Source organism: Steroidobacter sp. (assembly GCF_036406195.1).
Taxonomy (GTDB): Bacteria; Pseudomonadota; Gammaproteobacteria; order Steroidobacterales; family Steroidobacteraceae; genus Steroidobacter.
Map to the genome: position 1 here is coordinate 111497 of NZ_DASWVW010000016.1, position 23360 is coordinate 134856.

Here is a 23360-nt window from a genome sequence, read left to right on the forward strand (position 1 = left end):
CGTGCCGAAGCTCATGGATTCCATCGAAGCGGTGGCGTTCGATCTGGACGGCACGCTCGTCGACACCGCGCCGGACCTTGGCGCGGCGGCCAACATGATGCTGATCATGCTGGGGGGCCGGCCGCTGCCGGATGACCAGATCCCTTCGATGATCGGCGCCGGCATCGATGCTCTGGTCATGAGAGTGCTCGCGCGCAATGGCATCACGCCGGACCCGGCACTGCATGCAATGGCAGGCACGCTGTTCCGCAATCTGTATGGCCAGCGCGTGTTCGAGCGCAGCAGCCTCTATCCCGGTGTGGTGACGACCTTGCACCGGCTCCGTGCCGACGGTCGCACGCTCTACTGCGTGACCAACAAGGAACGCAAGTTCGCGTTGCCCTTGCTGGAATCCGCTGGGCTCAAGGGATTCTTTGCGTCGGTGTACTGCTCCGATCGCCCGGAGGATCGCAAGCCCAGCGCGAATATGCTGCGAGCGGCCTGCACTCATGCCTGTGTCGAACCAGAGAGGATGCTGTGCGTGGGTGATTCACTTGCCGATATCTCCGCGGCGCGCAGTGCTGGATGCCGCGTTGTGGCTGTCGACTACGGATATCACCACGATCAACCGCTCGCGGAGCTGCGACCCGACGGCGTCGTCAGCAACATTCAGGAAATCCTGGAGCTGAGGGTGCCTCGCTCACCAACATTGAGGGCCATAGCATGAGTGCTGAAATCCAGGAGCGGACGTCAAAGTCTGCGGGTTTCGACCGGCGCTCCGAGGCCGCAAGGGATGCAGTCAATGTTCTGCGCGCGCTCGCCATGGACGCCGTGCAGACAGCCAACTCGGGCCATCCAGGCATGCCCATGGGCATGGCGGAGATCGCCGAAGTGCTGTGGCGGCGGCATCTGCGTCACAACCCGGCGAACCCGCAGTGGTTCAATCGCGACCGCTTCGTGCTGTCGAACGGTCACGGCTCGATGTTGCTATACGCGCTGTTGCATCTGACCGGCTACGACTTGCCGATGCAACAGCTGCAGCGGTTCCGGCAGCTGCATTCGAGGACGCCGGGCCATCCCGAGTACGGCATCACTCCGGGCGTGGAAACCACCACGGGCCCATTGGGACAGGGCATCACCAACGCCGTCGGCATGGCCATCGCGGAGAAGGTGCTTGCCGCGCAGTTCAACCGTCCTGGCCTGGATATCGTCGATCACTACACGTATGTGTTTCTCGGCGACGGCTGCTTGATGGAAGGCATTTCGCATGAGGCCTGCTCGCTGGCAGGCACGTTGGGCCTGGGACGGCTCATCGCCTTCTACGACGACAACGGCATTTCCATCGATGGTCACGTTTCCGGCTGGTTCACCGACGACACGCCGCGTCGTTTCGCGAGCTACGGTTGGCATGTGCTGCCGAATATCGATGGCCACGACAGCGATGCGATCGACAACGCCATTCGCGCCGCCAAGGTAATAGTCGATAAGCCCACGCTGATCTGCTGCAAGACCGTCATCGCCAATGGCGCGCCCAACAAGGCGGGCACACACGATGCGCACGGTGCGCCGCTGGGCGAACAGGAGATCGCTGCGACTCGCGCGGTCCTTGGCTGGAACTATGAGCCGTTCGAAGTTCCACCGCACGTGTACGAACAGTGGGACGCGCGACAAGCCGGCGCCGAGGCGGAAGAGGCTTGGCTGCGGAAGATGGCGGACTACGCAAAGTCGTATCCGGAGCTGAGCAAAGAATTCGAGCGGCGCATGCTGGGCGAGCTGCCGGCAGAGCTTTCCGAGCATGTGCGGCAGCTGATGACGCGAACGCATGCCAAGGCCGCCACCATGGCGACGCGCAAGGCTTCACAGGAGGCCATCGAGGGGCTCGCACCTTTGTTGCCGGAGCTGATCGGTGGCTCCGCCGACCTGGCCGGTTCGAACTTGACGCTGTGGTCGGGAGCGCGCGCTGTTGCCAATGCCAGCGGTGGAAACTACATCTACTACGGTGTGCGGGAGTTCGGCATGGCGGCAATCATGAACGGATTGGCGCTGCATGGAGGTTTCATTCCATACGGCGGGACGTTTCTTACCTTCTCCGACTATTGTCGAAACGCGCTGCGCATGGCGGCGCTGATGCGAGTCCGGTCCATCTTTGTTTTCACGCACGACTCGATCGGGCTCGGCGAAGACGGGCCTACACATCAGCCCATCGAGCACGTCGCCACGCTACGGCTGATTCCGAATATGGACGTCTGGCGACCGTGCGACACGGTGGAAACGTTAGCGGCGTGGGCGGCAGCGATCGAGCGCGACACCGGCCCCACCAGCCTGGTGTTGAGCCGCCAGAACTTGCCGTTCCAGGTCCGGCAGTCAGATGCGATCGACAACATTCGCCGCGGTGGCTACGTGCTGGTGGAGCCTGAAGGAAACGCACCTCGAGCTGTGATCATCGCGACGGGTTCGGAAGTCGCCCTCGCGGTGGATGCGCAGAAGGCGCTCGCCGCCGAAGGTATCCCGGTCCGAGTCGTCTCGATGCCATCGACCACGGTATTCGATCGTCAAGATGCGGACTATCGCGGGCAAGTGTTGCCAGCGACGCTGCCGTGCGTCGCTGTCGAAGCAGGCGTGTCGGATATCTGGCGCAAGTATGTGGGCCGCTCCGGCGCGGTGCTCGGTATCGATCGCTTCGGCGAGTCGGCGCCAGCCGCCGACCTGATGCGTTACTTCGAGCTCGAGCCACCGCGAGTCGTCGCGGCGGTCAAGTCAGTGCTGGGGAGCGACCGCGTGCGCGACTGATTCAGCAAGCTGCTCATACAGATCGGGGGGCATATGAGTTTGGTGTCGCTACGTCAATTGCTTGATCACGCGGCGGAGCATGGCTATGGCATGCCGGCCTTCAACGTCAACAACATGGAACAGGTGCAGGCGATCATGCAGGCGGCGGACGAGACTGATAGTCCCGCGATACTGCAAGTCTCCGCGGGTGCACGTAAGTACGCAGGCGAAGCGTTCCTGCGTCACATCGTGCTGGCTGCCGCAGAGACATGGCCGCACATTCCCATCGTTCTGCACCAGGATCATGGTGCCAGCCCGGCGGTATGTCAGGCATCGATTCGCTCGGGGTTCACGAGCGTGATGATGGATGGCTCGCTGCGCGAGGACATGAAAACGCCAGCGTCCTACGAGTACAACACACGCGTCACTGCAAAGGTCGTCGAGATGGCGCATGCCGTGGGCGTGTCGGTGGAAGGCGAGCTCGGCTGCCTGGGTTCGCTCGAGTCAGGGCTGGCGGGAGAGGAGGACGGCGTCGGTGCGGAAGGGCAGCTGACTCATGAGCAGATGCTCACTGACCCCGAGCAGTGCGTGGACTTTGTCGAGCAGACCGGCGTCGATGCGTTGGCCATCGCCATTGGCACGTCGCATGGCGCGTACAAGTTCTCACGAAAACCGACGGGAGACATCCTGGCAATCGATCGCATCCGGGAGATTCATGCGCGCATCCCGAATACGCATCTGGTGATGCACGGATCATCGTCGGTGCCGCAGGAATGGCTCGCGATCATTCGCGAGCATGGCGGCGAGATCAAGGAAACCTACGGCGTTCCGGTGGAGCAGATCCAGGAGGGAATACGAAACGGCGTGCGCAAGGTCAACATCGACACGGACATTCGCCTGGCGATGTCCGGAGCCATGCGGCGCTTGATGAACATGGATCGCGGCGAGCTCGATCCTCGGAAGTTCCTTGCACAAGCTACCACGGCTGCGCGAGACATCTGCCGCGCGCGCTTCGAAGCATTCGGCTCTGCCGGGCAGGCAAGCAAGATCAAGCCACTGTCGCTCGACAAGATGGCGGACACCCATCGCAAGAAACAGCCGACTCTGAAGATCGCATGAAGTGACCTACAGAACGCCAAGCCAGCGGGCCTGACTGGCCCGACTAGCGCTGCCGTCGCTCGCGTCGCGCTGCCCGCCACTTCCGGCGCAGCGCGATCCAGCGATCTTCGAACCACAACATGCCACGCGCCACGGGTTTCTTGAGGAACGGCACGTCCTGCGCGATCAGCAGGCCGATCGGGAAGAACTCGACGCCGATGACCGGCAGGAACCAGAAGAAGCTCGCGAGGATGCACAGCAATAAGCGGGCGAGTAATAACTACGTGGCGCAAGCCGGCCTCCGCGGTACCTGAACGGGACCAAGGAACAACGCGACCGTGACGACGTTCGTGCCTTGTTCATCCAGATTCTACAGTAGCAGTAGGTCAGCAATTACGTGTCCCCTCCAACTGCAACTCAAACCTATGAAGTGATTGTCATCACGGGCGCATCCGGCGGCATCGGCCGCGCCACCGCGCGGGCGTTCGCGCGTCCTGGCGCCCGCATTGCCTTGTTGGCGCGGGGCGAGCGAGGGCTGGCGGCGGCGCAAGCAGAAGTAGAAAGTGCCGGTGCGATCGCGCTGGCCATTCCAACGGATATTTCCAACGAGGCCCGGGTCGAAGCGGCGGCAGCGCAGGTCGAGCGAGAGTGGGGCCACATCGATGTCTGGGTGAACAATGCGATGGCGACGATCTTCGGCCCCGTCAGCGCGCTGCGAGGCGATCAGATCAAACGCGCAACGGAAGTAACGTATCTTGGCGCCGTCTATGGAACATTGAGTGCCTTGAAGCGCATGCGGGCACGCAATCGCGGCGTGATCGTGCAAGTCGGTTCCGCGTTGGCGTATCGAGCGATTCCGCTGCAAGCGCCGTACTGCGCGGCCAAGCATGCGCTGCGTGGCTTCACCGATTCATTGCGTTCGGAATTGCTCCATGACCGGAGCAATGTTCAGCTCACGATGGTTCACTTGTCGGCGTTCAATACGCCGCAGTTCGATTGGGCGCTGAATCTGGTTGGCAAGCGTCCCACGCCAGTACCGCCCATCTTCCAGCCGGAGCTGGCTGCCGAAGCCATCGTCTGGGCCGCTCGCAATCCGCGTCGCGAAGTGTTTGTAGGATGGCCGGCGGTAAAGGCGGTCGTCGCCAACAAGATAGTTCCCGGGTTGCTGGATGGCCTGCTCGCCAAGCAGGGCTATTCGGGCCAGATCACTTCCGAACCCTTGCCGCCGCACGCCTGCACCAATTTATATGATCCGTGCGACACCAACCCCGGTGCTCACGGCCGCTTCGATAGCGAAGCCAAGAGCAGCAGCATGCAATGGTGGCTCACCACGCACCGGCCGCTGGCCGTTGGCTGCGCCGTGGTCGTCCTGGCCGCGCTCGTCGCATTCATTGATATGTGACGAGCGCGGCCGGTGATGCGACCCAGCGCGCGGCCCATCGCACGCGCATGTACGTCGCAGGGACCAACACGTCACTTGCATGTGACATGCTTGTCACCGGGCGATGGGTTTGGCCACGGCGGTTACGTGCATTAGCATGACAGGCATGTTCCTGTGCACGCAGGAAGCCTTCAAGATCATGAAGGCGCAGGATCCTCGCGGCGGCCGCATCATCAACAACGGCTCCATCTCTGCGCATGCGCCGCGACCCAACTCGGCTCCGTATACCGCCACCAAACATGCCGTGACCGGACTCACCAAGTCGACGTCGTTGGACGGCCGCAAGTACGACATCGCGTGCGGGCAGATCGACATCGGCAACGCTGCCACTGACCTGGCTGCGCCAATGGCGCGAGGCGTGCCGCAAGCCAACGGCGCCATCGCGGTCGAGCCATTGATGTACGTGGAACACGTGGGCACGTCGATTCTTTATATGGCCAACCTGCCGCTGGATGCCAACGTGCAATTCATGACCATCATGGCCACCAAGATGCCGTTCATAGGGCGCGGTTAGCGAGCCGCGCGCAGGGCGATCCTGGCCAGTATTAGGAGCAATGGCACTTAGTTAGCGCCCTGCAGTGGTTGGCGGTTAGCGGTTGGGGCAGAACGGAGGCCAGGATTTAGCTCATTTCTGGCTAACCGCTATCCGCGAACCGCTGCGACAAAGACGGTTAACCAAGCACCATTGGTATTAGGAGCGCGCCAACTGTCGGCGTAGGATGTCTTTTTCGCAGCTTGGCTACGGGATTGAGCAACAGCTGGGAGGGCGTGCCGTGAATGCCGAATGTATGTTTCCGTGCGGACGGGCAGTCGCGTTTGCGAGCGACGCTGCGGCGCTCTGCGTGTATCCAGCCAGGTGAGTTTCCTGCGACGAGCCTACAGGCCGTGAAATCCCCGAAGGGCCAGCCATGAGGCACCCAACCAGACAGCGCCTTTTATGAAGACCAGCAGGAACGCGATGCGCGCGGTGTTCTTCAACCAGGCGGGGCGCGTCTGGACGGAGGTGGCGAGAGCGGCGAACGAGGTTGACATAGCGAGGCTCCTCTGCGGCTGTCGTTGCGTTCAGCGATTGCTTGCAAGGGACAATAAGGGCAGCTCCGCGCTGTCAATATCGGAGAACCCGACCGATCACGGATGCGCCCGTGCCTGAGTCTTGCCTTACGGCATCGCCTCAACGGCCTCCCCGACATTGGCCGCGCGCCTGTGCTGGATTTCAGGCGCCAGGCGAATCCGCTGTAGAATGACGCATCTCCCGCTGTTCTTGCGCAACCATGGCTACTACTCCAGATTCGGTGACGATTCGTCGTGCCACTCCCGCGGATGCCGCGGCCTTGGCCGAGTTGGGTGCCGCTACGTTCACTGAAACGTTCGGACATTTGTATCCCCCCGAGGATCTACAAACATTTCTGGCCAAGAGCCACTCGCCGGAATGGTGGTCTGGCGCGCTGGCGGACCACAATCGCGCCGTGTGGGTGATCGATCACGAAAGTGGCCGCAAGATCGGTTTCATCGTGGTGGGTAAGTGCAAGCTGCCGGTACAGAATCTGGAACCCGATGCAGGCGAAGTGCAGCAGCTCTATGTGCTTGCGGAATTTCACAACCTGCGACTCGGCACGCGCCTGATGGAGGCCGGGCTCGAATGGCTGGCATCGCAGCGCCGTTCGCCGCTCTACATCGGCGTCTGGTCGGAGAACTACGGCGCGCAGCGTTTCTATGGGCGCTATGGATTCAACAAGGTCGGCGAATACGGCTTCCCGGTGGGCAAGACGGTCGACCACGAGTTCATTCTCAAGCGCTGATTCGCGCTGTTCGGCAGTGCGGCTCGAACACCGAACAGCTCATCCCTCGTGACCGACTGCTTCGTGCCCTGGAGGCCATGACATGCGCATCGCGCGACGTTCGATTCCCGCGGTTCTCGCGACCGTCTTGTTCAGCCTGATGTCTGGAGCTGTCATGGCCGAGAATGGCGCCAAAGATCTTCCTGACGAAGGCCAGCTGGCCTCGCTGGCGGCGCGCTTCGCGCCAGTCGACGTCACGGTCGATCTGTCATCCTTGCCGAAGCAGGAGCGGGCGGCGCTGGCGAAGCTCGTCGAAGCCTCGCGCTATGTCGACGCGTTGTTCATGCGCCAGCGCTTCGCCGGCAACGACGCGCTGCTCTTGCGGTTGGCTTCGGATCAAAGCTCGCTGGGGCGCGCGCGCCTCGGCTATTTCCTGCTCAACAAAGGCCCTTGGTCGGAATTGGACGAGGACCGTCCGTTCCTCCCCGGCATCGGCGCCAAGCCGCAGGGCGCCAACTTCTATCCGGCCGACGCGACACGTGAGCAGATCGATGGCTGGCTGCAAGGTTTACCGGAACGAGAAAAAGCCGCAGCCACCGGATTCTTCACCGCCATTCGGCGGGGTCCCGACGGCAGCTTCATCGCTGTGCCTTACTCGCTCGAATATCAAGGCGAGCTGATGGAAATGTCGCGCCTGTTACGCGAAGCGGCGGCACTCACATCGCAACCGACCTTGAAAGACTTCCTGGCCAGGCGCGCCAATGCCTTCATCTCCAACGACTACTACGACAGCGACGTGGCCTGGATGGAGCTCGATGCCTCGATCGAGCCCACCATCGGCCCCTACGAGGTCTACCAAGACGAGTGGTTCAACTTCAAGGCCGCGTTCGAATCGTTCATCACCCTGACCGATGCCGCTGAAACCGACAAGCTCGCTCGTTTCAGCCAGCAACTGCAGGATCTCGAGGATCATCTGCCGATCGACAAGAAATTCCGCAAAGCCAAGATCGGCGGCTATTCGCCGATCCGCGTCGTCAATGTGGTGTTCGCGGCGGGTGATGCCAACCACGGCGTCCAGACCGCAGCCTTCAACCTGCCGAACGACGAGCGCGTCGTCGCCGAGAAGGGCTCCAAGCGCGTGCTGTTGAAGAATTTCCAGCAGGCCAAGTTCGACAAGGTGCTCACGCCGATTGCGGATATCGCATTGGCGCCGGCGGATCGTGCGCTGGTCTCGTTCGATGCGTTCTTCACGCACATTCTCATGCACGAGTTGATGCATGGTCTGGGGCCGCAGACCATCACGGTGGATGGCCGCGCAACCACGGTGAGACAAGAGCTCAAAGAACTGAACGGGCCGTTGGAAGAGGCCAAGGCCGACGTGTCCGGATTGTGGGCACTCCAGTACTTGATGGACCAAGGGTTCCTGGACAAGAAACAGGAACGCAGCATGTATGTAACATTCCTGGCGTCCACGTTCCGCACGCTGCGCTTCGGCTTGAACGCGGCCCACGCCAAGGGCATGGCGCTGCAGGTGAACAGCTTGCTGGACGCGAAGGCGATTCGCATCGATGCCGAGGGCCGGTTCTCGCTCGACGTGCCCAAGGCGAAACGGGCCATCACCGCGCTGACACGCCAGATCATGACGCTGCAGGCGCAAGGCGACTATGACGGCGTCAAGAGCCTCATGGAACGCATGGTCGTGATCCGGCCCGAGGTACAGCGCGTCATCGATCAGCTCGGAGAAGTCCCTGTCGATATCGCCCCGCGATTCGTCACCGCAGATACGTTGATGCAGCCGTGATGGCTACGTCGTGATCGTAGGCTCGGGGCGTCAGTGATGCTTGCGCCCCGGGATCATGTGCAACACGGCGACGATCACGCCGCCAATGACGAGTTCGACCACCGCTGATAGCGCAGCGAACGTCAACCATCCCGCGGCACCGCCGATCGCCGGCACGCGCTCCACGTTGTTGTCGGGGCGCCCACTGTACCCGTTTGCAGTCACAGTCGCCTACCGCCGACGGTTTGCTGCTCCATGCGATGCGCTATACAACGAATGCCTTAGAAAACAGGCCCGGCGCCAGCTTCGTGCAGGTAATCGAACTACTCAGCAGCGGGTCGTCTGCATGCTGGTTCAGGGCTTCTCCGATGTGATCGATGCCAGTGCGCTTGTAACTTGCTGGCACGCTCGCGGGTGCCCCCAACCTGGCCGCATGGCTGGGAACACTTCACATGACAGGCCCGATGATGGACCGGACGACGAGGAAACCATTGATGATCGAACCGCCGACGAATGCTTCGAATCGCATCTCCGCAGCCGGCGCCGTGCGGCGTTGCCTGCTGGCCGCGACCGCGGTCGCGTCTGGAATGGCATCGTTGGCGGCTAGCAGCGCGGTCCCGGTCATTCCGGGCGCGTCGACTCACGGCATCACCACTGCGGCGGGCCGTGGCGGCACGGTTTACCGCGTGACCAATCTCAACGATTCCGGAACGGGCTCTCTCAGAGCCTGTGTCAGTGCCAGCGGACCGCGCGTCTGCGTGTTCGAAGTGTCCGGCACGATCAAGATGAGCCGCGATCTGTCGTTCAACAACCCCAACATCACCGTCGCGGGCCAGACGGCGCCTTCGCCGGGCATCATGCTGCGCGGTGGCGGCCTGGACGTGAAGACTTCGAACGTGCTGATCCAGCACCTGCGCGTGCGTCCCGGCGACGATCCGGATGGCGCGGCCCCCGGCAACCGTGACGGCGTGAAGATTTCCGGCCCGGCGGACAAGCCGACCATCACCAACATCGTCATCGACCACTGCTCCTTCAGCTGGTCCGTCGACGAAATCGCCAGCGTCTGGGCGAACTGGAACAACGTCAGCCTGACGAACAATATTTTCGCCGAGCCGCTGCACGATTCCATTCATCCCGAAGGGCCGCACGGCTACGGCGTGATCTTCGGACCGGTCGATGGCAGCGTCACGCTTGCCGGCAATCTCATCAGCGGCGCGCGCTCGCGCAATCCGCTCACCAACGCGACGCGCGCGGTGATCGTGAACAACGTGGTCTATAACTGGGCCAACCTTGCGACCGAGCTGCAGAGCCAGCAGGGCGCCAAGACCAACAACTCGGTGGTCGGCAACGTCTATCTCCGAGGACCTGACACCACCGGGCGCTCCCCGATCCTGATCCGGGCCGACAAGACCAAGTTGCCGTCCGGCAGCAAGGTGTTCCTGGCCGACAACCTGGCCGATGGCGTGAGCGCCGATCCATGGTCGCTCGCCGAGCCGGTGTTCGGCACCATCAGCCTCACGGACTTCAAGTCGACGGCCCCTGTTGCCTGGCCGGCCGGCTTCACGACGATGCCCACCCAGGGCGACGTGGTGAAGAATCATGTGCTCAAGTATGCGGGGGCACGGCCGGCGGATCGCGATTCGGTCGACAAGCGCGTCGTGGAGAATGTGCGTAAGGGCGGTGGCGGCACGATCAACTGCGTGGCGTCCAACGGCACTTCTCGTTGCAACAAGAACGCCGGCGGCTGGCCGAGCCTTGCGCAGAACAAGCGCACGCTGCAATTGCCGGCCAACCCGAACACGGTGACGGCCAGCGGCTACACCAACCTCGAGCTGTGGCTGCACGACATGGCGGCCCAGGTCGAAGGTCGTTCGACCCGGGCGCCGGAAGCGCCGGTGCTCAGTCAGCGCTGACTGTCGCCTTCGTAGTAACTTCCCAGCGCCTGCGTTCCTCGCGATTGCGAGAAGCGCAGGCGCTTTCTTCTTTGGTGACCCGCCTGCTGTTCAATTGCAGCTCGTGAGCGAGCTGATCCAATCGCGGATCAATGTCACACCTGCTGTGTCGACACGCGCGCCGAGGCCGTTTGGCGGCATGGCATCGGGATGGTCACGCAAGTTCATGCGGGCCGGTATCACAGAACGATCCGCCGCCCCCGGTGCAATGAGTCGAGCGTCTGCGATGCCGAGATCGCCCACCGTGGGTACGGCGTCGCAGGCATTGGTACTCGCGAGCGGAGTCGAGTAACGAAGATCCATGTTGGATGTCGTCGGCCCGTCGGGTCGATGACACTGCGAGCAGTTGGTGTGCAGGTACGAGCGAGCACGTTCCGTCAGCGTGCCGGTTGTTGCGGCCGGGTCGGGATACGGAGTTTCGGCGAGCGGATCGGCCAGCGGCGGCGACAGTGTGTTGATCGCATCCAGCGTGAATAGCTGGTGCGCCGTGCGTCCCGTCTGCGGATAAGTGATGTTGGTCGCCAGCTGCCTGGTTTCGAGTCCCAGCGAGCGGCCCGCGGCTTGGGTGTGACATTGCATGCACTGCGACTCGCTCGGATAGATCCACTCCTGGGTGCCGATGGTCACTCGCTTGCCGCCGCGTACCAGCGTGGCGTCAGTCCCTTGCGCATTCCATTCGTAGGTATAGCCGGCCCAGATGCCATCGGGGTGTCGCATGAACAGGCGCGTCTCGATCAGCTGATCCGCGATACTGAAGTTCTTCATCAGCACCGTGCCGTTGGGGAAGTCCCAATCGCCGTCGGCGCCGACGGTGATGCTCTGTCCGTCCGGCAATCCGATCCAGCGCGCCTTGGCGACGCCGTCCGACCAGAAGGGCGCGCTCGGCGTGTACGGGATGAGCCCGCTTGCGGGATTCTTGGGATTCGCAGGATCCACGCAGCCCGTTTGGGACAGGGTCGTGGCAACACCCGAGTCGGCGCCCGTATCTCCAGTTGCGACGATTCGATACAGCGGGCCGCGCATGTGCACCACGTAGAGCTCGCCATCCGGGTCCTCGGCGAAGGAAGAAATATTCAATCCGGAATCGAAGCCCTCATCCATGTTCAACGTAGGCTGGGCGTCGCTCGGTATGTGCCAGATCCGTCCGCTCACGAAGTCCGCGAACAAGTAACGGCCAACGAGGTTTGGAATGGCGGTGCCGCGGTACACGTATCCGCCGGTGACGGCTTGGCCCAGCGTGTGTGTGTATTGAGCAATCGGTGGCAGCAACGGGCCGACCGGTGTGCCGCAGGTGTCGTCGAACTCCTCCGTGCCTTCGAAGCAACGCCAGCCGTAATTGCCACCGCGCACGACGCGGTTCACTTCCTCGATGTTCGATTCGCCCACGTCGCCCAGCCAGAGATCGCCGGTCTCGCGGTCGAAGCTCCAGCGCCACGGGTTACGCAGGCCCCAGGCCCAGATCTCGGGGCAGTTCGCGGGCCCTGAGGCATCCGCGTGACACGTCTGCGTGCTGTCGGCAAACGGATTGTCGGCCGGGATGCCATACAACGCCGATCCCCTCGTGGTGTCGACGTCGATGCGCAGAACTTTGCCGAGCAGCGTGCTCAAGTTCTGCGAGTGGTTCAGGCTCGGAGAGTTGCCGTCACCGGTCGCGAAATACAAATAGCCATCGCGACCGAAGATCATGCCGCCGCCGTGATGATGCACCGATCGCTTCGGAATCGTGATCATGACGCGTTCCGATGCCGGGTCCAGAGTGAGACCGCCGTCGGCCGTGGTGAATTCAGACAGATGCGTATCCGGCCCGCCGGAAATGGTTTGAGTGACACTGGTGTAAGCCAGATAGACACGCGGCGTCGCCGGGAAGTCGGGATGGAATGCCATGCTGAGCAGGCCGCATTCGGAACACGTTGAATTGACGAGCGAGGCAATGTCGAGAAACGTCGAGTACGTCGTGACCGCCGGATCGTTCGCGAAGACTCTCACTGCACCGAAGCGCTCCACTACGAACCAACGGCTTCGGTCACCTGGTGCCTGAAGCAGCTGCAGCGGATTTCTACTCTCGCCGCCATCGCTGAAGCTGAGGTTTGGAAATACGCGCTCTGTGGCGATGGTGGCGCTGCCCGTCGCGCGCGGGGGCGCGAGACAAGTGGTATTGCTGGGCCTCGCGTCCAGGCCGGCAATTGCCGCGGGCGGATCGGTATCCGGCGGATCGGTATCCGGCGGATCCGAGTCCGGTGGATCAGGATCGGGAGGATTCGGGTCCGGCGGGCCGGGCGCCGTCGGCGGCGGCTCTTGTGCCGATGCACCGCTGCCACCGCCGCCACCGCAGCCGGCGATCAGAACAGCCAAACACAACAGCATCCCCGCAGCGGCTCTAGCCCAGGACATGGAGCCTTCCTCGTTATGTGTCGCCCTGAAACCAGTAGTGCTACGCCCGGCCTGTCGGGTTCGTTCCAGGGCATCGAGCGGAATGTTTGCAATCGTTGTTGCGCTGGCGTTTGTTGCGCTGGCCAGGCGATGTCGACGGTCTTTACAAGAATCGACCGGAAGCCAACCAATGTTTGCTCTTGCAAGCGGCGCTGCCAGGAACTGAATGGTCCCCGCCGCGTTGGGTGCGTGGAGATTGCAAGTTTTGCGCGCGAAGGGAAGGCGGAGTACCTACGTGAGGCAGGCACTATGGAACGACTTTATCCAGTGACAGAACTGCGCAGGTGGGGTTTCGACGGCTTCAGTATCGAGGACGAAGCGAAGCACTTCGTGGTTTGCGCCGTGTGCCTGCAAGCGTTCGACGAGCGCAACTTCGAGGAGCTGTTGCATCATTCGATGCCGGAACACGATCCCATCCCGCTCGACTCGTGAAGCTCGCCCGCGGACGAGCATTGCCATCCGTGGCAATCAGCTTGCGGTCACGCTGTGGGGGTCGCGAGCTTGAGGCCGATGATGCCCGCGACGATGAGTGCCAGGCTGGCGATGCGCCCGATGCTGGCGGACTCGCCCAGAAATACAATGCCCATCGCCGCCGTTCCGACGGCGCCGATGCCGACCCAGACTGCGTAGGACGTTCCCACCGGCAACGATTTCATTGCGATGCCGAGGAGCACCACGCTGACGATCATGGCGGTGAGCGTGATGACGGTCGGCCAGAACCGGCTGAGTCCGTCCGTCTGCTTGAGCCCCACCGCCCAGACGACCTCCAGCAGCCCCGCGAGCACGAGCAGCAACCAGGCCATGTCAAGCTCCGAAGAATCTAGTTCTGCCAGTCCGTGAGGCCTTCGCGGCGGTTGACCTCGATGAACGAGGACATGCTTCGCATCCTGCGAATGTACGGGGCGAGGTGTTTCCACGTGTCGGCGGGCCGGGGCATGTTTCTCGACCACCGCATCAGCATGGTCGCCAGGAAATCCGCCGTGCTCAACTCGCTGCCCATCATGTGGGTGCGGCCGTCGGACAGATGAGCGTCCAGGCGATCCCACGTGCTCTCGATTCGTCGTCTTGCCAGTGCCTTGACGGCGTCCGCATCTTGCGGCTCGCCATCCGACGCTGCGTAGAACCAATCGCGCATCGCGGGCAGCGGTGTGTTTGCAAGGTAGATCATCATCTCCAGCCACGCAGCGCGCTGCGCAGAGTCCGGCGGCGGTGCCAGCTTCTTCTCGGGATGCCGTTCCGCCAGCAGCATGAGCAGAGCAGCTGACTCTGTTCGCGCAACTCCATCGATGGTCAACGCCGGCAGGCGGCCGGATGGATTGATGCGCAGATACTCGGGTGATCGATTCGCGCCCGCGTCAATGGGGACCAGCTTGGCCTCGAATGGGACGCCCATCTCGATCAACATCCAATGGACTGCCAGACTCGCCGCGCCCGGCGAGTAATAGAGTGTGTACGCCAAGGGACAATTCCTTCTGTGGGAAGCAATTGCGAGAGTATGGCAGGCGTATCCTCTGGCGCAAAGCGAACCGGTGCGCGCCGCGGCGCGCACGGCATGATGCTCGTGGCGATGGCGCGCTCAGAGCGACTTCAGATACTGCACCAGGTCGGCTTTCTCCATGGACGATAGTCCCAGCGCGAAGTGTCGATTGTAGTGATCGACTACGTCTTCGAGCGTGGCGAACCGGCCATCGTGGTAGTAGCCGCCTTTGCCGTGAGTCCACAAGCCTTTGAGCGGCGCCGTACGATAGTGCTCGTCCGGCGAACGTTCGGCTTGGAAGCCGTCGATGCCAATCTCATCGGGTCGATGCATGTTCCAGCCGGGTTCTGTGAACAGCGGCGGTACATGGCAACGCGCGCAGTTCGCTCGATCTTCGAACACCTCCTTGCCGCGCTTCGCCGCCGCAACGTTGAAGCTGCCGCGCGGCGCGCGTGGTGCTGGCAAGCTGAGCTGATAGAGATGGAGCGGCGCGAGTTTTTCGGTGACCAGATCCGGTGTACGTCGAACATCACCGAAACCGGCCCGCGCCGCGATGGGGAACTTGATCGAATCGTTCAACCGCGGATCGAAAAAGGTGCCCTGGCCCTGCATCTCCAGATTGGCCACGAAACCATTCCAGTGGGTCACCGAGCCCCAGCCGGTCCAGGTATGCAGATTGACGCCGGCCAGACCGAACGCCGGTGGCAGCAAGGTCGCGGCCGGCTTGCCGTCCGGGCGAAACGCCTTGCCATCCATCAACAGCTCGGCGTCGAACTTGCCCGGGCCCCAGCTTCTAAGCACCGTTCGCACGGTCGCCGCGTCAATGGTTGGATCGACTATGCTCAGCAAGTCGACCAGCGGCTGCACGTTTGGAGCGAGCGCGATGATCTCGCCTACATTCAAATCGCGCGCGGCCCAGCCATCGAGGCGCCGACCGATTCCCGGCGCAAAGGCGTTGTCCACTGTCGAATGACACAGTGCGCAGGTAATTCCAATCGAGCGTAGACGCCGGCCGGAATCATCGAAGAAGCCACGGACGCCGACCACAGCATCGAGTTTCAGCAACGCCAAGGTCGTGGCAGGGGAGTCCAGATCGACCTTGCCTCCTTGCAAGTCATTGCGCAGCCTGGAAGGCAGCGCTGCCACATCCACTTTGAGTCCCAGCGCGAGCGCGGCCTTGGGGCTCAATCCCGGGCCGACGCCGCCGTTGGCGCGTCCAGCAATTGCTTCGTGCAATCGCAAGGTCTCGCCCCAGAAGGCTTCGTCGCCGAACGTGTCACGACGGAAGATTTCCTGGCCTTGTTGTATTTGTTTTACCGCGTCGTTGAGATTACGCAGGTCGATGCGGGAGGCCGGATGGGCAATGTCATCGCGCTGTAGGGTTTGTTCCGCGCCAGCGGCGGCGACCAGTCCTATCAGGCCTGCGGAGACGATGGCCGATCGAGCGATCGAACGTTTCATTTGAGTCTCCCTGCGGTGCGCACGAATGCGTGCACACATTAGATGCAGCGAAACTCGCAAACGTGCCCGATTTGTTTTCCGCGCTGCGCTCGCTCGGATTTTCTAGCAGTACGCAGGCCTGTACTGTCGATCTCGGGCGTGGTTGAAGATCTCGATTGCCTTCACACATGCACGATGTAGCGGCGTGCTCGCTGCGAGCAGGCGCTGCGTCATCGTGCCTCGGACAGCGCGGCATCGAGTGTGGGTGCGTTCAACAAACGTTCGGCAACCTTCTCCAACTCGGCGGTGGAGGCGGCTTCAATCCGCGAGAGGGTTGCTTCATCGAGCGGGCCGAAGCACAGACTCAGCTGCCTGGTAATGAGGCTAATCAGCGTCACACGACTTCCTTCGGCTCGACCTTCAGTTTTTCCCTGGCCATAGAATTTTCGAGCAAGGCCACAGCAGCAGGTGGATCGGAAGCTCACCTGGTTTCAGGATGAAGATGGCATGCTCGTGATCAAGGCGCGCGTGCCGGCCGAGGCGGGGCGGATGTTTATCAAGGCGATCGAGGCCGCCTGCGAAGAACTTCCAGAGGCGGAAACGCCGATGGACGTTGAAGCTGTCGCGTGCCTGGCTGCCCCAACACGAAGTACCTCGATGGCCATCACATCAAACATTGGGCACATGGCGGCGAGACGAAGCTCTCCAACCTGGTGAGCCTCTGTCGACACCACCACCGTCAAGTTCACGAAGGCAATATCGTGGTCCAAGTGCTCGACGATGGCGCGATCCGGTTCACAACGCCGAACGGAAAATCATTCGATAGCACGCTGTGTATGGCCGCTTCCGACCCAAGCGGGCGATTGGCAGGCGACACGCGTCCCCTATAGGGCACCTGCATCGGGCTTTATGCCGACACCGACGTTGACCGGATTGGAAAGCGTCGTGATCGCATCACGGCTTGCGCGCGCTCTCACGAGTTCCTCGATCGCACGCGCAAGCGTCTCGCGTTCGGTTGCCGACAGTCTCAGCTCCGCGAGGATCTCGGCAACGATCGGATTGCTCGAGATGAGCCAGTCCCAGAATGCGGCCCCGCTGGCGAACTGTGTCGACTCCCCGATCGTCTCGACGTGCACGTTCTTCAGTGCTGCGCCGAGGAGCTCGGTGCGAAGGCGGCGCGGATCCTGAAGCTGAAATGGCAGTGGTGGCGGATCGACCGGAGGTCCTGAGAACTCGGGGCGTATCCTGCGAACGGCATGGACGAAGAGCGTGAGGAAGTCGATAGAGTGCGGGTCGCCGTAAGCGATGACGAGCACTCGACCGCCGGGCCTGGTGACGCGAACCATCTCACGAATCCCAGTCGGCATGTCAGGGAACAGCATGACGCCAAATTGGGAACCGGCTGCGTCGAAGCTGTCGGCGGCGAAACCGAGCGCTTGACCGTCCATGACGCGGCACTCGATCTGCAGTTTTTCAGCGTGCGCTCGCTTCGCAAGCAGCTCGAGCATCACCGACGATTGGTCCACGGCAGTAACACTTGCTCCGAGGCGCGCGGCGGGTATCGCGAGGGCGCCGCTGCCGGCGGCGACGTCCAGGAAGGACATACCGGCGCGCAGCCCCATTCGTCTCAATCCTTCTGCACCGAGCCGCATCTGGGTCGGTGTATTTGTCCTGTCATATCCGGGCGCAATGCGGTCCCACGCGTGGCGCGACGTTTCATATTGCGCTAGCGTTGCAGAGCTGATCGTGGTTCGATTCATGGGAGTCTCCGATCCTTGCACTATGTGCGGACCACTGTGCGCGCTCGGAATTCGCGGATCTTTGCGGCAACGCCGGGATTTTTTGCAGCGCGCATTGGCGCACCACAGACGGGTGAACCGATGGATGCTCTCTCGCTCGCCCTGAACGCAGTCCACATGAGCAGTGCGATTTTCTACTACGCCGAGTGCACGGCGCCCTGGGGGTTCGCAGTGCCCTCGCTGCAGCAGGTCGCCCCTATGCTCGCGCCGGGTGTGGAGCGTCTCGTTCCGTATCACCTCGTAACCGAAGGCCGGGCGCTCGTGACCTTCGAGGACGGGACCGAGGTGGAGCTCGAGGCTGGAGATGTCGTGATTATCCCGCTGGGCGAGGCTCACTCGGTGTCGAATGGTCGTCCGACAGAATTGGTGGACAGCGGAAAATCTCTGGGGAAATTCCTGTCCGGCGACCTGCGCACCATGTGCATGGGGGGCGGTGGCGAGCGAACTGGATTCATCTGCGGCTACTTCGGCTGCGAACGACGTGCCGATCGCCTGTTCCTGGCGGGTCTACCGCACATGATCAAGATCAACGCCCGCGGAGACGCAACCGGAAAATGGCTCGAGGATTCCATCCACTATCTGGTCGCCGAGGCGGATCGATCGCGGCCAGGACAATCCGTTCTGCTGTCGAGGATGGCGGAGGCGCTGTTCGTGGAAACGTTGCGGCGTTACATGGAACGTCTGCCGTCGGAACACATCGGCTGGCTAGCTGGCGCGAGGGACTCCATCGTTGGCGGCGCGCTCGCACTCCTACATCAGCAGCCCTCGGCCTCATGGACTGTCGACGAGCTTGCAATGAAAGTCGGAGCATCGCGCTCGGTTCTGACCGATCGATTCTCACGTTTCATGGGGGAACCGCCGCTCACGTATCTCGCGCGCTGGAGGTTGCAGCTCGCTGCGCGACTCCTCACGCAGGGCGCGAAACCCATCGCACAGATCGCATTCGATGTCGGCTACGAATCGCAGGCCGCCTTCAAGCGCGCCTTCAATCGCGAGTTCGGCGTGGCGCCGGGGCGGTATCGGAAAGCTCGAAGCTCTGCATTTTCCTCGCGCGCTCGGATTGATGGCGCCAGAGACTGATCGCGGCCGTGAGGAGTTGAGAGAGTAGCCAAAACAACCCGGATCAAGTCATGAGTCGTCTCGTATCGCTCACATTAGCCGCCCTGGTGTTCTCGGCGGGCCTGTTCTCAACAGGCGCCGTGGCGCAACCGGTGGTCGTCGAACTGTTTACTTCGCAGGGCTGCAGCTCGTGTCCGCCAGCCGATGCTTTGTTGGGCGAGTTGGCTCGCAGGCCGGGCATTGTCGCGCTGGCTTATCATGTGGACTATTGGGACGATCTGGGTTGGAAGGATCGATATTCCATTCCGGCGGCTACGCAGCGTCAGCAGGGCTATGTCAAACGATTGTCACGAGCGGGTGCCTTCACGCCTCAAGTGGTCGTGAGCGGGGACACCAGCCTGGTGGGGTCCAACCGCACGGAAGTGGAGCGCGCGATCAAGGGTGATCGCGATGCGCTCGGAATCAAGCTGTCGAGGGCGGGCGGCAATATTCAGGTTCAGTTCACGGAAGCATGGGCGGGCGCGTCGCGTGAGCCCATGGATGTGTATCTCGTTTCTTATCTGGCCGAAGCCACCGACAAGATTGCCAGCGGCGAAAACGCACGACGCACGCTGAAACATTTCAATGTGGTTCGATCGTTCAAGCGGCTCGGCGCATGGAACGGCAAACCGCAGCAAATGACCACTCCGATGGCCGGAGTGCCGGGGGATGCCACTGGTGTTGCGGTAATCTTGCAGCGGAAGAATCAAGGCGCGATCGCCGGGGCGGCGACCTTGGGGCTGCGTTGAAGGCCACAAGAGAAAGCTATTCTGCACGCATTGCCATCAAGCCTGGAAGGATTGCAGCCGTGCTCGCCCCAGATTAGTCTGCGCGCACGCAACCCTCGAATGGAGCTCAATGAGCAACCTCTCCAAGGCGGAAGCGCAGCTGCGGGCTGACCACATCCGCGTTTTTCGTGAAGAGCTTGCAAGGCTCGAAGGTTCGGGCGTCCTCGAGCTGTCGGCCACGCAACGGGACGCGATCAACCAACATCACGACGATCTGCTCGCGAGCTACGCGCAAGCGTTCGACATCGATCGCAACCGGCATGCGAAGCAGCTCTCGCTCGGCATGCGAATCGCTTCGTTCCTCGGCGCGCTGGCATTGGCGGCCAGTGTGTTCTTCCTGTTCAACCAGTATTGGGGGCTGTTCCCTACGGCGGCCCAGCTGGCTCTGATGATCGTCGCATCCTTGGGCTCGCTGGGCGCGACGTTCTGGGTGGGTCGTCGTGATGGCAGCGGCTACTTCGCCAGGCTCGTGGCGATGGTGTCGTTCGCGTGCTTCGTGTTGAACGTGTCGCTGCTGGGCGGGATGTTCAATATCACGCCTTCGGACAAGGCGTTCGTGGTATGGGGCGCGTTTGGATTGCTGCTCGCGTACAGGTTCGATCTGCGGCTGCTGCTGGCAGCGGCCATTGTTTGTCTCATCGCTTTTGTCGCCGCGCGTGTCGGAACGTGGAGCGGCATGTATTGGATACATTTCGGCGAGCGGCCGGAGAATTTCTTCCCCGCCGGAATATTGCTGTTCCTGGTGCCGCTGCTGATTCGCCACGATCGCTTCACGGGGTTCGCGAGCATCTATCGGGTGTTCGGCTTGCTCACGTTGCTCCTGCCGATTCTGGTGCTCGCCAACTGGGGGCGAAGCAGTTATCTGCCTTTCTCGTTTGCCACCATCGAATATCTTTATCAAGTCCTGGGCTTCGTGCTCAGTGCGGCAGCCATCTGGTGGGGAGCGCGGCATGAGCACTCCGAGGTGGTCAATACCGGCACGACGTTCTTTGTCATCTTTCTGTACACCAAGTTCTATGACTGGTGGTGGGAGATCGTGCCGAAGTTCGTGTTCTTCCTGATCATCGCGCTCACGGCCATCCTGTTCATCCTGGTCATGAAACGGCTGCGGGCGGGCGCACTCGCCTCCGGAGGTGGGCAATGAAGCTCGTTTTCTCGCGTGCGCGTGCTTTGCTCGCCGGAGTGGCGTTGATCGTCCTGACGAACGCGGTGGTGCTAGCGGGCGTTGCGTACAACCGCAGCGGCGAGCCAGAAAGTGTGTTGAAGCTCACCGAGCGCGAGCTGCGCGTGTACAACTGGAGTTGGCCGGAGAACGAAAACAGCAGTATCGACCTGCATCTGACCTGGCGCGTCGCTCGCGCCGTGTCGGCTGACGTGGAGTATCCGACCTGGTATCACGGTCTCGTCTGGCTGGAGCCGGCGCAGGTGAGGGAATTGGGATTCGAAGTGCCGGGCGATCTCGAATCCCAGGAGGGTGCACAGCGTGTGCATAGACAGCCGTCAAGACGTGCGTGGGTAGTATTGGAGTATGACGGTCAGGCGTATCAAGCGTCCGTTGAGCACGCGCGCAATGAATTGGAGCGTGCCACGGCGCTGGCTAACGCCAACCCTGGCGATCGAGAGTTCGAGGGACGGCTGGACACTGCCCGCCACGCAATGGAGCGTGAAGAGAAGTTCGAGACGCGCTTGTTTGTTGTCGATGTGGGGCGTGATGAAGCGGCATTACGTGCCAAGTATCCGAATCGGCAGCAGTACGCCATCGTCAATGGTCGACTGAGGGCAATGGTCGATGGCAGGTCCGGCCAGCAGCGCGTGATCGTAGGCATTGACGATCTCGACGTGGACGCGATTCGTGTGCCGCACACGTACCGAGCACTCGTCGAGCCCATCACACGGTTCCGCGAGGGCTACTACGATCGTGAGCCGCACTTCTCGGCTACTGTCAATTTCGGCCGACGCTTCGAGCCCTGGATCGCGGAGCTGGCGCTATTGTGATCCCGCTGCCTGCGGTGGTAGCAGGCCGAAAAAATCGCTCGAGCTCTGACGGCCGTCCGCGAACTCCTCGTAACGGCAAGGAAAAGTAACGGCAAGGAAGAAACAAGAAACACCAGCAGCCCGGTGGTCGCGCGCTCCGTTCATAGAGTGCAGAATCCCGTGCTGGGAATGGGAGAGCTCTGATGCATACAACGATGCAAGCCAAACTCGTGGCTGGAGCGATTGTTGCGATGTCGCTCGCCGCAGATGCTGCCGACACAGTGGCCGGTCCTTGCGATTCAAACGAGCATCGCCAATTCGACTTTTGGATGGGCGATTGGAACGTTTACACACCGGGTGGCAAGCTCGCAGGCGTCAACAGCATCAGCCGCGAGTACGGCGGATGCGTGCTGCACGAGCGCTATTCAACCGAGCGTGGTTATGCCGGCGAAAGCTTGAATGCATATGACGCCGGCCGGAAAGTCTGGCATCAAACGTGGGTGGATACCGATGGCACGCTGCTGCTCCTGGAGGGAGGGCTGCGTCGCGAAAACATGGTGCTGGAGGGGCAAGTGGTCGGGCCCAAAGGTGAAGTGACCAAGCATCGCATCACCTGGACGCCGAATGCCGACGGCACCGTGCGTCAGCATTGGGAGACGAGCGAGAAGCAAGGCGCTTGGACCACCGCCTTCGACGGCACTTACAAACGCAAGTGACGAATCGTCGAGGCTCGATCAAGTTTGCGCGCTGAGCGACAACCCCGGCACCCGCTGCAGCTCGCGGGACATCTGCGCACTGATGGTTTGCAGTAGCGGCACTCGTTCCTTCACCAGCTTGGCGCGAGTCATTTTCTTCGAGTGGCTGGAACTGTTGAGCGCGGCGACGACGCGGCGGGTCTTATCGAACACCGGCACCGCGACGGCGACGACGCCGTAGGCGAGCTCGTCTTCGACGGCCGAGTAGCCGGCGCGACGACACTCATCGATCAATGCACGCAGCTTGGCACGGTCGGTCGTGGTGCGTTCGGTGAGCGCGTTGATCTCCGCCTCGTCGAAATAGCGGTCCAGTCGCTGCGGCGACAAGCCGGCGAGCAACACGCGGCCCATTGAAGTGGGGTAAGCGGGAAAGCGGCTGCCGACGTGCGCCTCCAAGCGCAGCAGTGTACGCACCGACGCACGCGCCACGTACACGATGTCAGTACGATCCAGCACCGTCAGCGCAGCCGAATCGCCGGTCTGGCTGGCGAGATCTTCCAGATACGTCTTGGTGAGTACCTCGATGTTCATCGAATCCAGATATGCCGCGCCCAGCTCGAGCACCTTGGGCCGCAGCAAGAAATTTCTGCCCGACTGCATGACATAGCCGCATTCGGCGAGTGTCAGCAAACATCGCCGTGCCGTCGCCGCCGGCAGACCCGCGCGGCTCGCGATTTCGCTGAGCGTCAACGAAGGCGAGTCGTGCGTGAAGGCGCGAATGACTTCCAACCCTTTGGCGAGCCCGCCCATCGCTTCGCGCCGCGATGCGGTCTGCGCCATGAAATTGTTTTTCCTCATCTCC

25 protein-coding genes and 1 pseudogene are annotated in these 23360 nt (G+C 62.0%); 16 read left to right on the forward strand and 10 right to left on the reverse strand.

Annotated elements, in window-relative coordinates; translation table 11 throughout:
* The first annotated feature begins 1 nt into the window (after position 1).
* Genes gph through fba form a run of 3 tightly spaced genes read left to right on the forward strand, consistent with a single transcriptional unit; the run spans position 2 to position 3867 of the window.
* Complete coding sequence (gene gph, locus VGE08_RS05885) at positions 2 to 706, forward strand: phosphoglycolate phosphatase (protein WP_331066920.1); 705 nt, start codon at positions 2 to 4, stop codon at positions 704 to 706.
* Positions 703 to 2769 (forward strand): transketolase, encoded by a 2067-nt coding sequence (gene tkt / locus VGE08_RS05890; RefSeq protein WP_331066921.1) that lies wholly within the window; start codon positions 703 to 705, stop codon positions 2767 to 2769. The genes gph and tkt overlap by 4 nt, the downstream gene beginning before the upstream one ends.
* A 33-nt stretch (positions 2770 to 2802) precedes the next feature.
* Complete coding sequence (fba, locus tag VGE08_RS05895) at positions 2803 to 3867, forward strand: class II fructose-bisphosphate aldolase (protein ID WP_331066922.1); 1065 nt, start codon at positions 2803 to 2805, stop codon at positions 3865 to 3867.
* 43 nt (positions 3868 to 3910) lie between these two features.
* Here the strand turns inward: fba and VGE08_RS05900 are convergent, their stop codons facing one another.
* Positions 3911 to 4108 (reverse strand): hypothetical protein, encoded by a 198-nt coding sequence (locus VGE08_RS05900; RefSeq protein ID WP_331066923.1) that lies wholly within the window; start codon positions 4106 to 4108, stop codon positions 3911 to 3913.
* Between the two features lie 135 nt (positions 4109 to 4243).
* Here VGE08_RS05900 and VGE08_RS05905 point away from each other — a divergent pair, with 135 nt between their 5' ends.
* Both VGE08_RS05905 and VGE08_RS05910 read left to right on the forward strand, forming a co-directional pair.
* Positions 4244 to 5248, forward strand: a complete 1005-nt coding sequence (locus tag VGE08_RS05905) for an SDR family oxidoreductase (protein ID WP_331066924.1) — start codon at positions 4244 to 4246, stop codon at positions 5246 to 5248.
* A gap of 133 nt (positions 5249 to 5381) precedes the next feature.
* Positions 5382 to 5801, forward strand: a pseudogene (locus VGE08_RS05910) (SDR family oxidoreductase); the annotation flags it as partial.
* 362 nt (positions 5802 to 6163) lie between these two features.
* Here VGE08_RS05910 and VGE08_RS05915 read toward each other — a convergent pair.
* On the reverse strand, positions 6164 to 6319 hold the full coding sequence (locus VGE08_RS05915) for a hypothetical protein (protein ID WP_331066926.1): 156 nt from the start codon (positions 6317 to 6319) through the stop codon (positions 6164 to 6166).
* 239 nt (positions 6320 to 6558) lie between these two features.
* Between VGE08_RS05915 and VGE08_RS05920 the strand changes: the two genes are divergently transcribed.
* The gene (locus tag VGE08_RS05920) at positions 6559 to 7086 is read left to right on the forward strand and encodes an N-acetyltransferase (RefSeq protein ID WP_331066927.1); all 528 of its coding nucleotides are present in this window, start codon (positions 6559 to 6561) and stop codon (positions 7084 to 7086) included.
* 82 nt (positions 7087 to 7168) lie between these two features.
* Positions 7169 to 8866 (forward strand): dipeptidyl-peptidase 3 family protein, encoded by a 1698-nt coding sequence (locus VGE08_RS05925; protein ID WP_331066928.1) that lies wholly within the window; start codon positions 7169 to 7171, stop codon positions 8864 to 8866.
* Positions 8867 to 8896: 30 nt separating this feature from the next.
* On the opposite strand, the gene VGE08_RS05930 is transcribed toward VGE08_RS05925, so the two are convergent.
* Positions 8897 to 9070: a hypothetical protein gene (locus VGE08_RS05930; RefSeq protein ID WP_331066929.1), complete on the reverse strand. Its 174-nt coding sequence runs from the start codon at positions 9068 to 9070 to the stop codon at positions 8897 to 8899.
* A 269-nt stretch (positions 9071 to 9339) separates the two neighbouring features.
* On the opposite strand from VGE08_RS05930, the gene VGE08_RS05935 reads away from it, so the two are divergent.
* Positions 9340 to 10758, forward strand: a complete 1419-nt coding sequence (locus tag VGE08_RS05935) for a hypothetical protein (protein ID WP_331066930.1) — start codon at positions 9340 to 9342, stop codon at positions 10756 to 10758.
* A 90-nt stretch (positions 10759 to 10848) separates the two neighbouring features.
* Here the strand turns inward: VGE08_RS05935 and VGE08_RS05940 are convergent, their stop codons facing one another.
* Complete coding sequence (locus VGE08_RS05940) at positions 10849 to 13188, reverse strand: PQQ-dependent sugar dehydrogenase (RefSeq protein WP_331066931.1); 2340 nt, start codon at positions 13186 to 13188, stop codon at positions 10849 to 10851.
* Positions 13189 to 13476: 288 nt separating this feature from the next.
* On the opposite strand from VGE08_RS05940, the gene VGE08_RS05945 reads away from it, so the two are divergent.
* The gene (locus VGE08_RS05945) at positions 13477 to 13659 is read left to right on the forward strand and encodes a hypothetical protein (protein ID WP_331066932.1); all 183 of its coding nucleotides are present in this window, start codon (positions 13477 to 13479) and stop codon (positions 13657 to 13659) included.
* Positions 13660 to 13706: 47 nt separating this feature from the next.
* Here the strand turns inward: VGE08_RS05945 and sugE are convergent, their stop codons facing one another.
* The 4 genes from sugE to VGE08_RS05965 form a co-directional block, all read right to left on the reverse strand.
* Entirely contained in the window at positions 13707 to 14030 is a 324-nt protein-coding gene (gene sugE, locus VGE08_RS05950) for a quaternary ammonium compound efflux SMR transporter SugE (protein ID WP_331066933.1), read from the reverse strand.
* 17 nt (positions 14031 to 14047) lie between these two features.
* Entirely contained in the window at positions 14048 to 14686 is a 639-nt protein-coding gene (locus VGE08_RS05955) for a glutathione S-transferase family protein (protein WP_331066934.1), read from the reverse strand.
* A gap of 117 nt (positions 14687 to 14803) precedes the next feature.
* Entirely contained in the window at positions 14804 to 16165 is a 1362-nt protein-coding gene (locus VGE08_RS05960) for a hypothetical protein (protein ID WP_331066935.1), read from the reverse strand.
* A 209-nt stretch (positions 16166 to 16374) separates the two neighbouring features.
* On the reverse strand, positions 16375 to 16629 hold the full coding sequence (locus VGE08_RS05965; RefSeq protein WP_331066936.1) for a DUF4351 domain-containing protein: 255 nt from the start codon (positions 16627 to 16629) through the stop codon (positions 16375 to 16377).
* Between VGE08_RS05965 and VGE08_RS05970 the strand changes: the two genes are divergently transcribed.
* Positions 16613 to 16861 carry a hypothetical protein gene (locus tag VGE08_RS05970; protein WP_331067232.1) on the forward strand — a complete coding sequence of 83 codons (249 nt, stop codon included), beginning with the start codon at positions 16613 to 16615 and terminating at the stop codon, positions 16859 to 16861. The two genes, VGE08_RS05965 and VGE08_RS05970, sit on opposite strands and share 17 nt — an antisense overlap.
* On the forward strand, positions 16771 to 17034 hold the full coding sequence (locus VGE08_RS26515) for an HNH endonuclease signature motif containing protein (protein ID WP_414717459.1): 264 nt from the start codon (positions 16771 to 16773) through the stop codon (positions 17032 to 17034). Before VGE08_RS05970 ends, VGE08_RS26515 begins: the two co-directional genes overlap by 91 nt.
* On the opposite strand, the gene VGE08_RS05975 is transcribed toward VGE08_RS26515, so the two are convergent.
* Positions 17029 to 17904, reverse strand: coding sequence for a class I SAM-dependent methyltransferase (locus tag VGE08_RS05975; RefSeq protein ID WP_331066937.1), 876 nt, complete (start codon positions 17902 to 17904; stop codon positions 17029 to 17031). The two genes, VGE08_RS26515 and VGE08_RS05975, sit on opposite strands and share 6 nt — an antisense overlap.
* Before the next feature lie 120 nt (positions 17905 to 18024).
* On the opposite strand from VGE08_RS05975, the gene VGE08_RS05980 reads away from it, so the two are divergent.
* The 5 genes from VGE08_RS05980 to VGE08_RS06000 all read left to right on the forward strand — a co-directional run bounded on the left by VGE08_RS05980 (position 18025) and on the right by VGE08_RS06000 (position 22519).
* Positions 18025 to 19023: an AraC family transcriptional regulator gene (locus VGE08_RS05980; RefSeq protein ID WP_331066938.1), complete on the forward strand. Its 999-nt coding sequence runs from the start codon at positions 18025 to 18027 to the stop codon at positions 19021 to 19023.
* A gap of 50 nt (positions 19024 to 19073) precedes the next feature.
* The gene (locus VGE08_RS05985; protein ID WP_331066939.1) at positions 19074 to 19790 is read left to right on the forward strand and encodes a DUF1223 domain-containing protein; all 717 of its coding nucleotides are present in this window, start codon (positions 19074 to 19076) and stop codon (positions 19788 to 19790) included.
* Between the two features lie 109 nt (positions 19791 to 19899).
* On the forward strand, positions 19900 to 20973 hold the full coding sequence (locus tag VGE08_RS05990; protein WP_331066940.1) for a DUF2157 domain-containing protein: 1074 nt from the start codon (positions 19900 to 19902) through the stop codon (positions 20971 to 20973).
* Positions 20970 to 21824: a DUF4824 family protein gene (locus VGE08_RS05995; protein ID WP_331066941.1), complete on the forward strand. Its 855-nt coding sequence runs from the start codon at positions 20970 to 20972 to the stop codon at positions 21822 to 21824. Before VGE08_RS05990 ends, VGE08_RS05995 begins: the two co-directional genes overlap by 4 nt.
* Positions 21825 to 22006: 182 nt before the next feature.
* Positions 22007 to 22519: a hypothetical protein gene (locus VGE08_RS06000; RefSeq protein ID WP_331066942.1), complete on the forward strand. Its 513-nt coding sequence runs from the start codon at positions 22007 to 22009 to the stop codon at positions 22517 to 22519.
* 18 nt (positions 22520 to 22537) lie between these two features.
* Here the strand turns inward: VGE08_RS06000 and VGE08_RS06005 are convergent, their stop codons facing one another.
* The gene (locus VGE08_RS06005) at positions 22538 to 23356 is read right to left on the reverse strand and encodes an IclR family transcriptional regulator domain-containing protein (RefSeq protein ID WP_331066943.1); all 819 of its coding nucleotides are present in this window, start codon (positions 23354 to 23356) and stop codon (positions 22538 to 22540) included.
* Between the last annotated feature and the right edge of the window lie 4 nt (positions 23357 to 23360).

What these genes read in the sequence shown, in the direction of transcription:
- VGE08_RS05960 (WP_331066935.1), bottom strand. Translation starts at nt 16,165, where the DNA reads ATGAAACGTTCGATCGCTCGATCGGCCATCGTCTCCGCAGGCCTGATA.
- VGE08_RS05925 (WP_331066928.1), top strand. Translation starts at nt 7,169, where the DNA reads ATGCGCATCGCGCGACGTTCGATTCCCGCGGTTCTCGCGACCGTCTTG.
- VGE08_RS06005 (WP_331066943.1), bottom strand. Translation starts at nt 23,356, where the DNA reads ATGAGGAAAAACAATTTCATGGCGCAGACCGCATCGCGGCGCGAAGCG.
- VGE08_RS05990 (WP_331066940.1), top strand. Translation starts at nt 19,900, where the DNA reads ATGAGCAACCTCTCCAAGGCGGAAGCGCAGCTGCGGGCTGACCACATC.
- VGE08_RS05935 (WP_331066930.1), top strand. Translation starts at nt 9,340, where the DNA reads ATGATCGAACCGCCGACGAATGCTTCGAATCGCATCTCCGCAGCCGGC.
- VGE08_RS06000 (WP_331066942.1), top strand. Translation starts at nt 22,007, where the DNA reads ATGCATACAACGATGCAAGCCAAACTCGTGGCTGGAGCGATTGTTGCG.
- VGE08_RS05940 (WP_331066931.1), bottom strand. Translation starts at nt 13,188, where the DNA reads ATGTCCTGGGCTAGAGCCGCTGCGGGGATGCTGTTGTGTTTGGCTGTT.
- VGE08_RS05980 (WP_331066938.1), top strand. Translation starts at nt 18,025, where the DNA reads ATGGATGCTCTCTCGCTCGCCCTGAACGCAGTCCACATGAGCAGTGCG.
- VGE08_RS05985 (WP_331066939.1), top strand. Translation starts at nt 19,074, where the DNA reads ATGAGTCGTCTCGTATCGCTCACATTAGCCGCCCTGGTGTTCTCGGCG.
- sugE (WP_331066933.1), bottom strand. Translation starts at nt 14,030, where the DNA reads ATGGCCTGGTTGCTGCTCGTGCTCGCGGGGCTGCTGGAGGTCGTCTGG.
- fba (WP_331066922.1), top strand. Translation starts at nt 2,803, where the DNA reads ATGAGTTTGGTGTCGCTACGTCAATTGCTTGATCACGCGGCGGAGCAT.
- VGE08_RS05945 (WP_331066932.1), top strand. Translation starts at nt 13,477, where the DNA reads ATGGAACGACTTTATCCAGTGACAGAACTGCGCAGGTGGGGTTTCGAC.
- VGE08_RS05915 (WP_331066926.1), bottom strand. Translation starts at nt 6,319, where the DNA reads ATGTCAACCTCGTTCGCCGCTCTCGCCACCTCCGTCCAGACGCGCCCC.
- VGE08_RS05920 (WP_331066927.1), top strand. Translation starts at nt 6,559, where the DNA reads ATGGCTACTACTCCAGATTCGGTGACGATTCGTCGTGCCACTCCCGCG.
- VGE08_RS05995 (WP_331066941.1), top strand. Translation starts at nt 20,970, where the DNA reads ATGAAGCTCGTTTTCTCGCGTGCGCGTGCTTTGCTCGCCGGAGTGGCG.
- tkt (WP_331066921.1), top strand. Translation starts at nt 703, where the DNA reads ATGAGTGCTGAAATCCAGGAGCGGACGTCAAAGTCTGCGGGTTTCGAC.
- VGE08_RS05975 (WP_331066937.1), bottom strand. Translation starts at nt 17,904, where the DNA reads ATGAATCGAACCACGATCAGCTCTGCAACGCTAGCGCAATATGAAACG.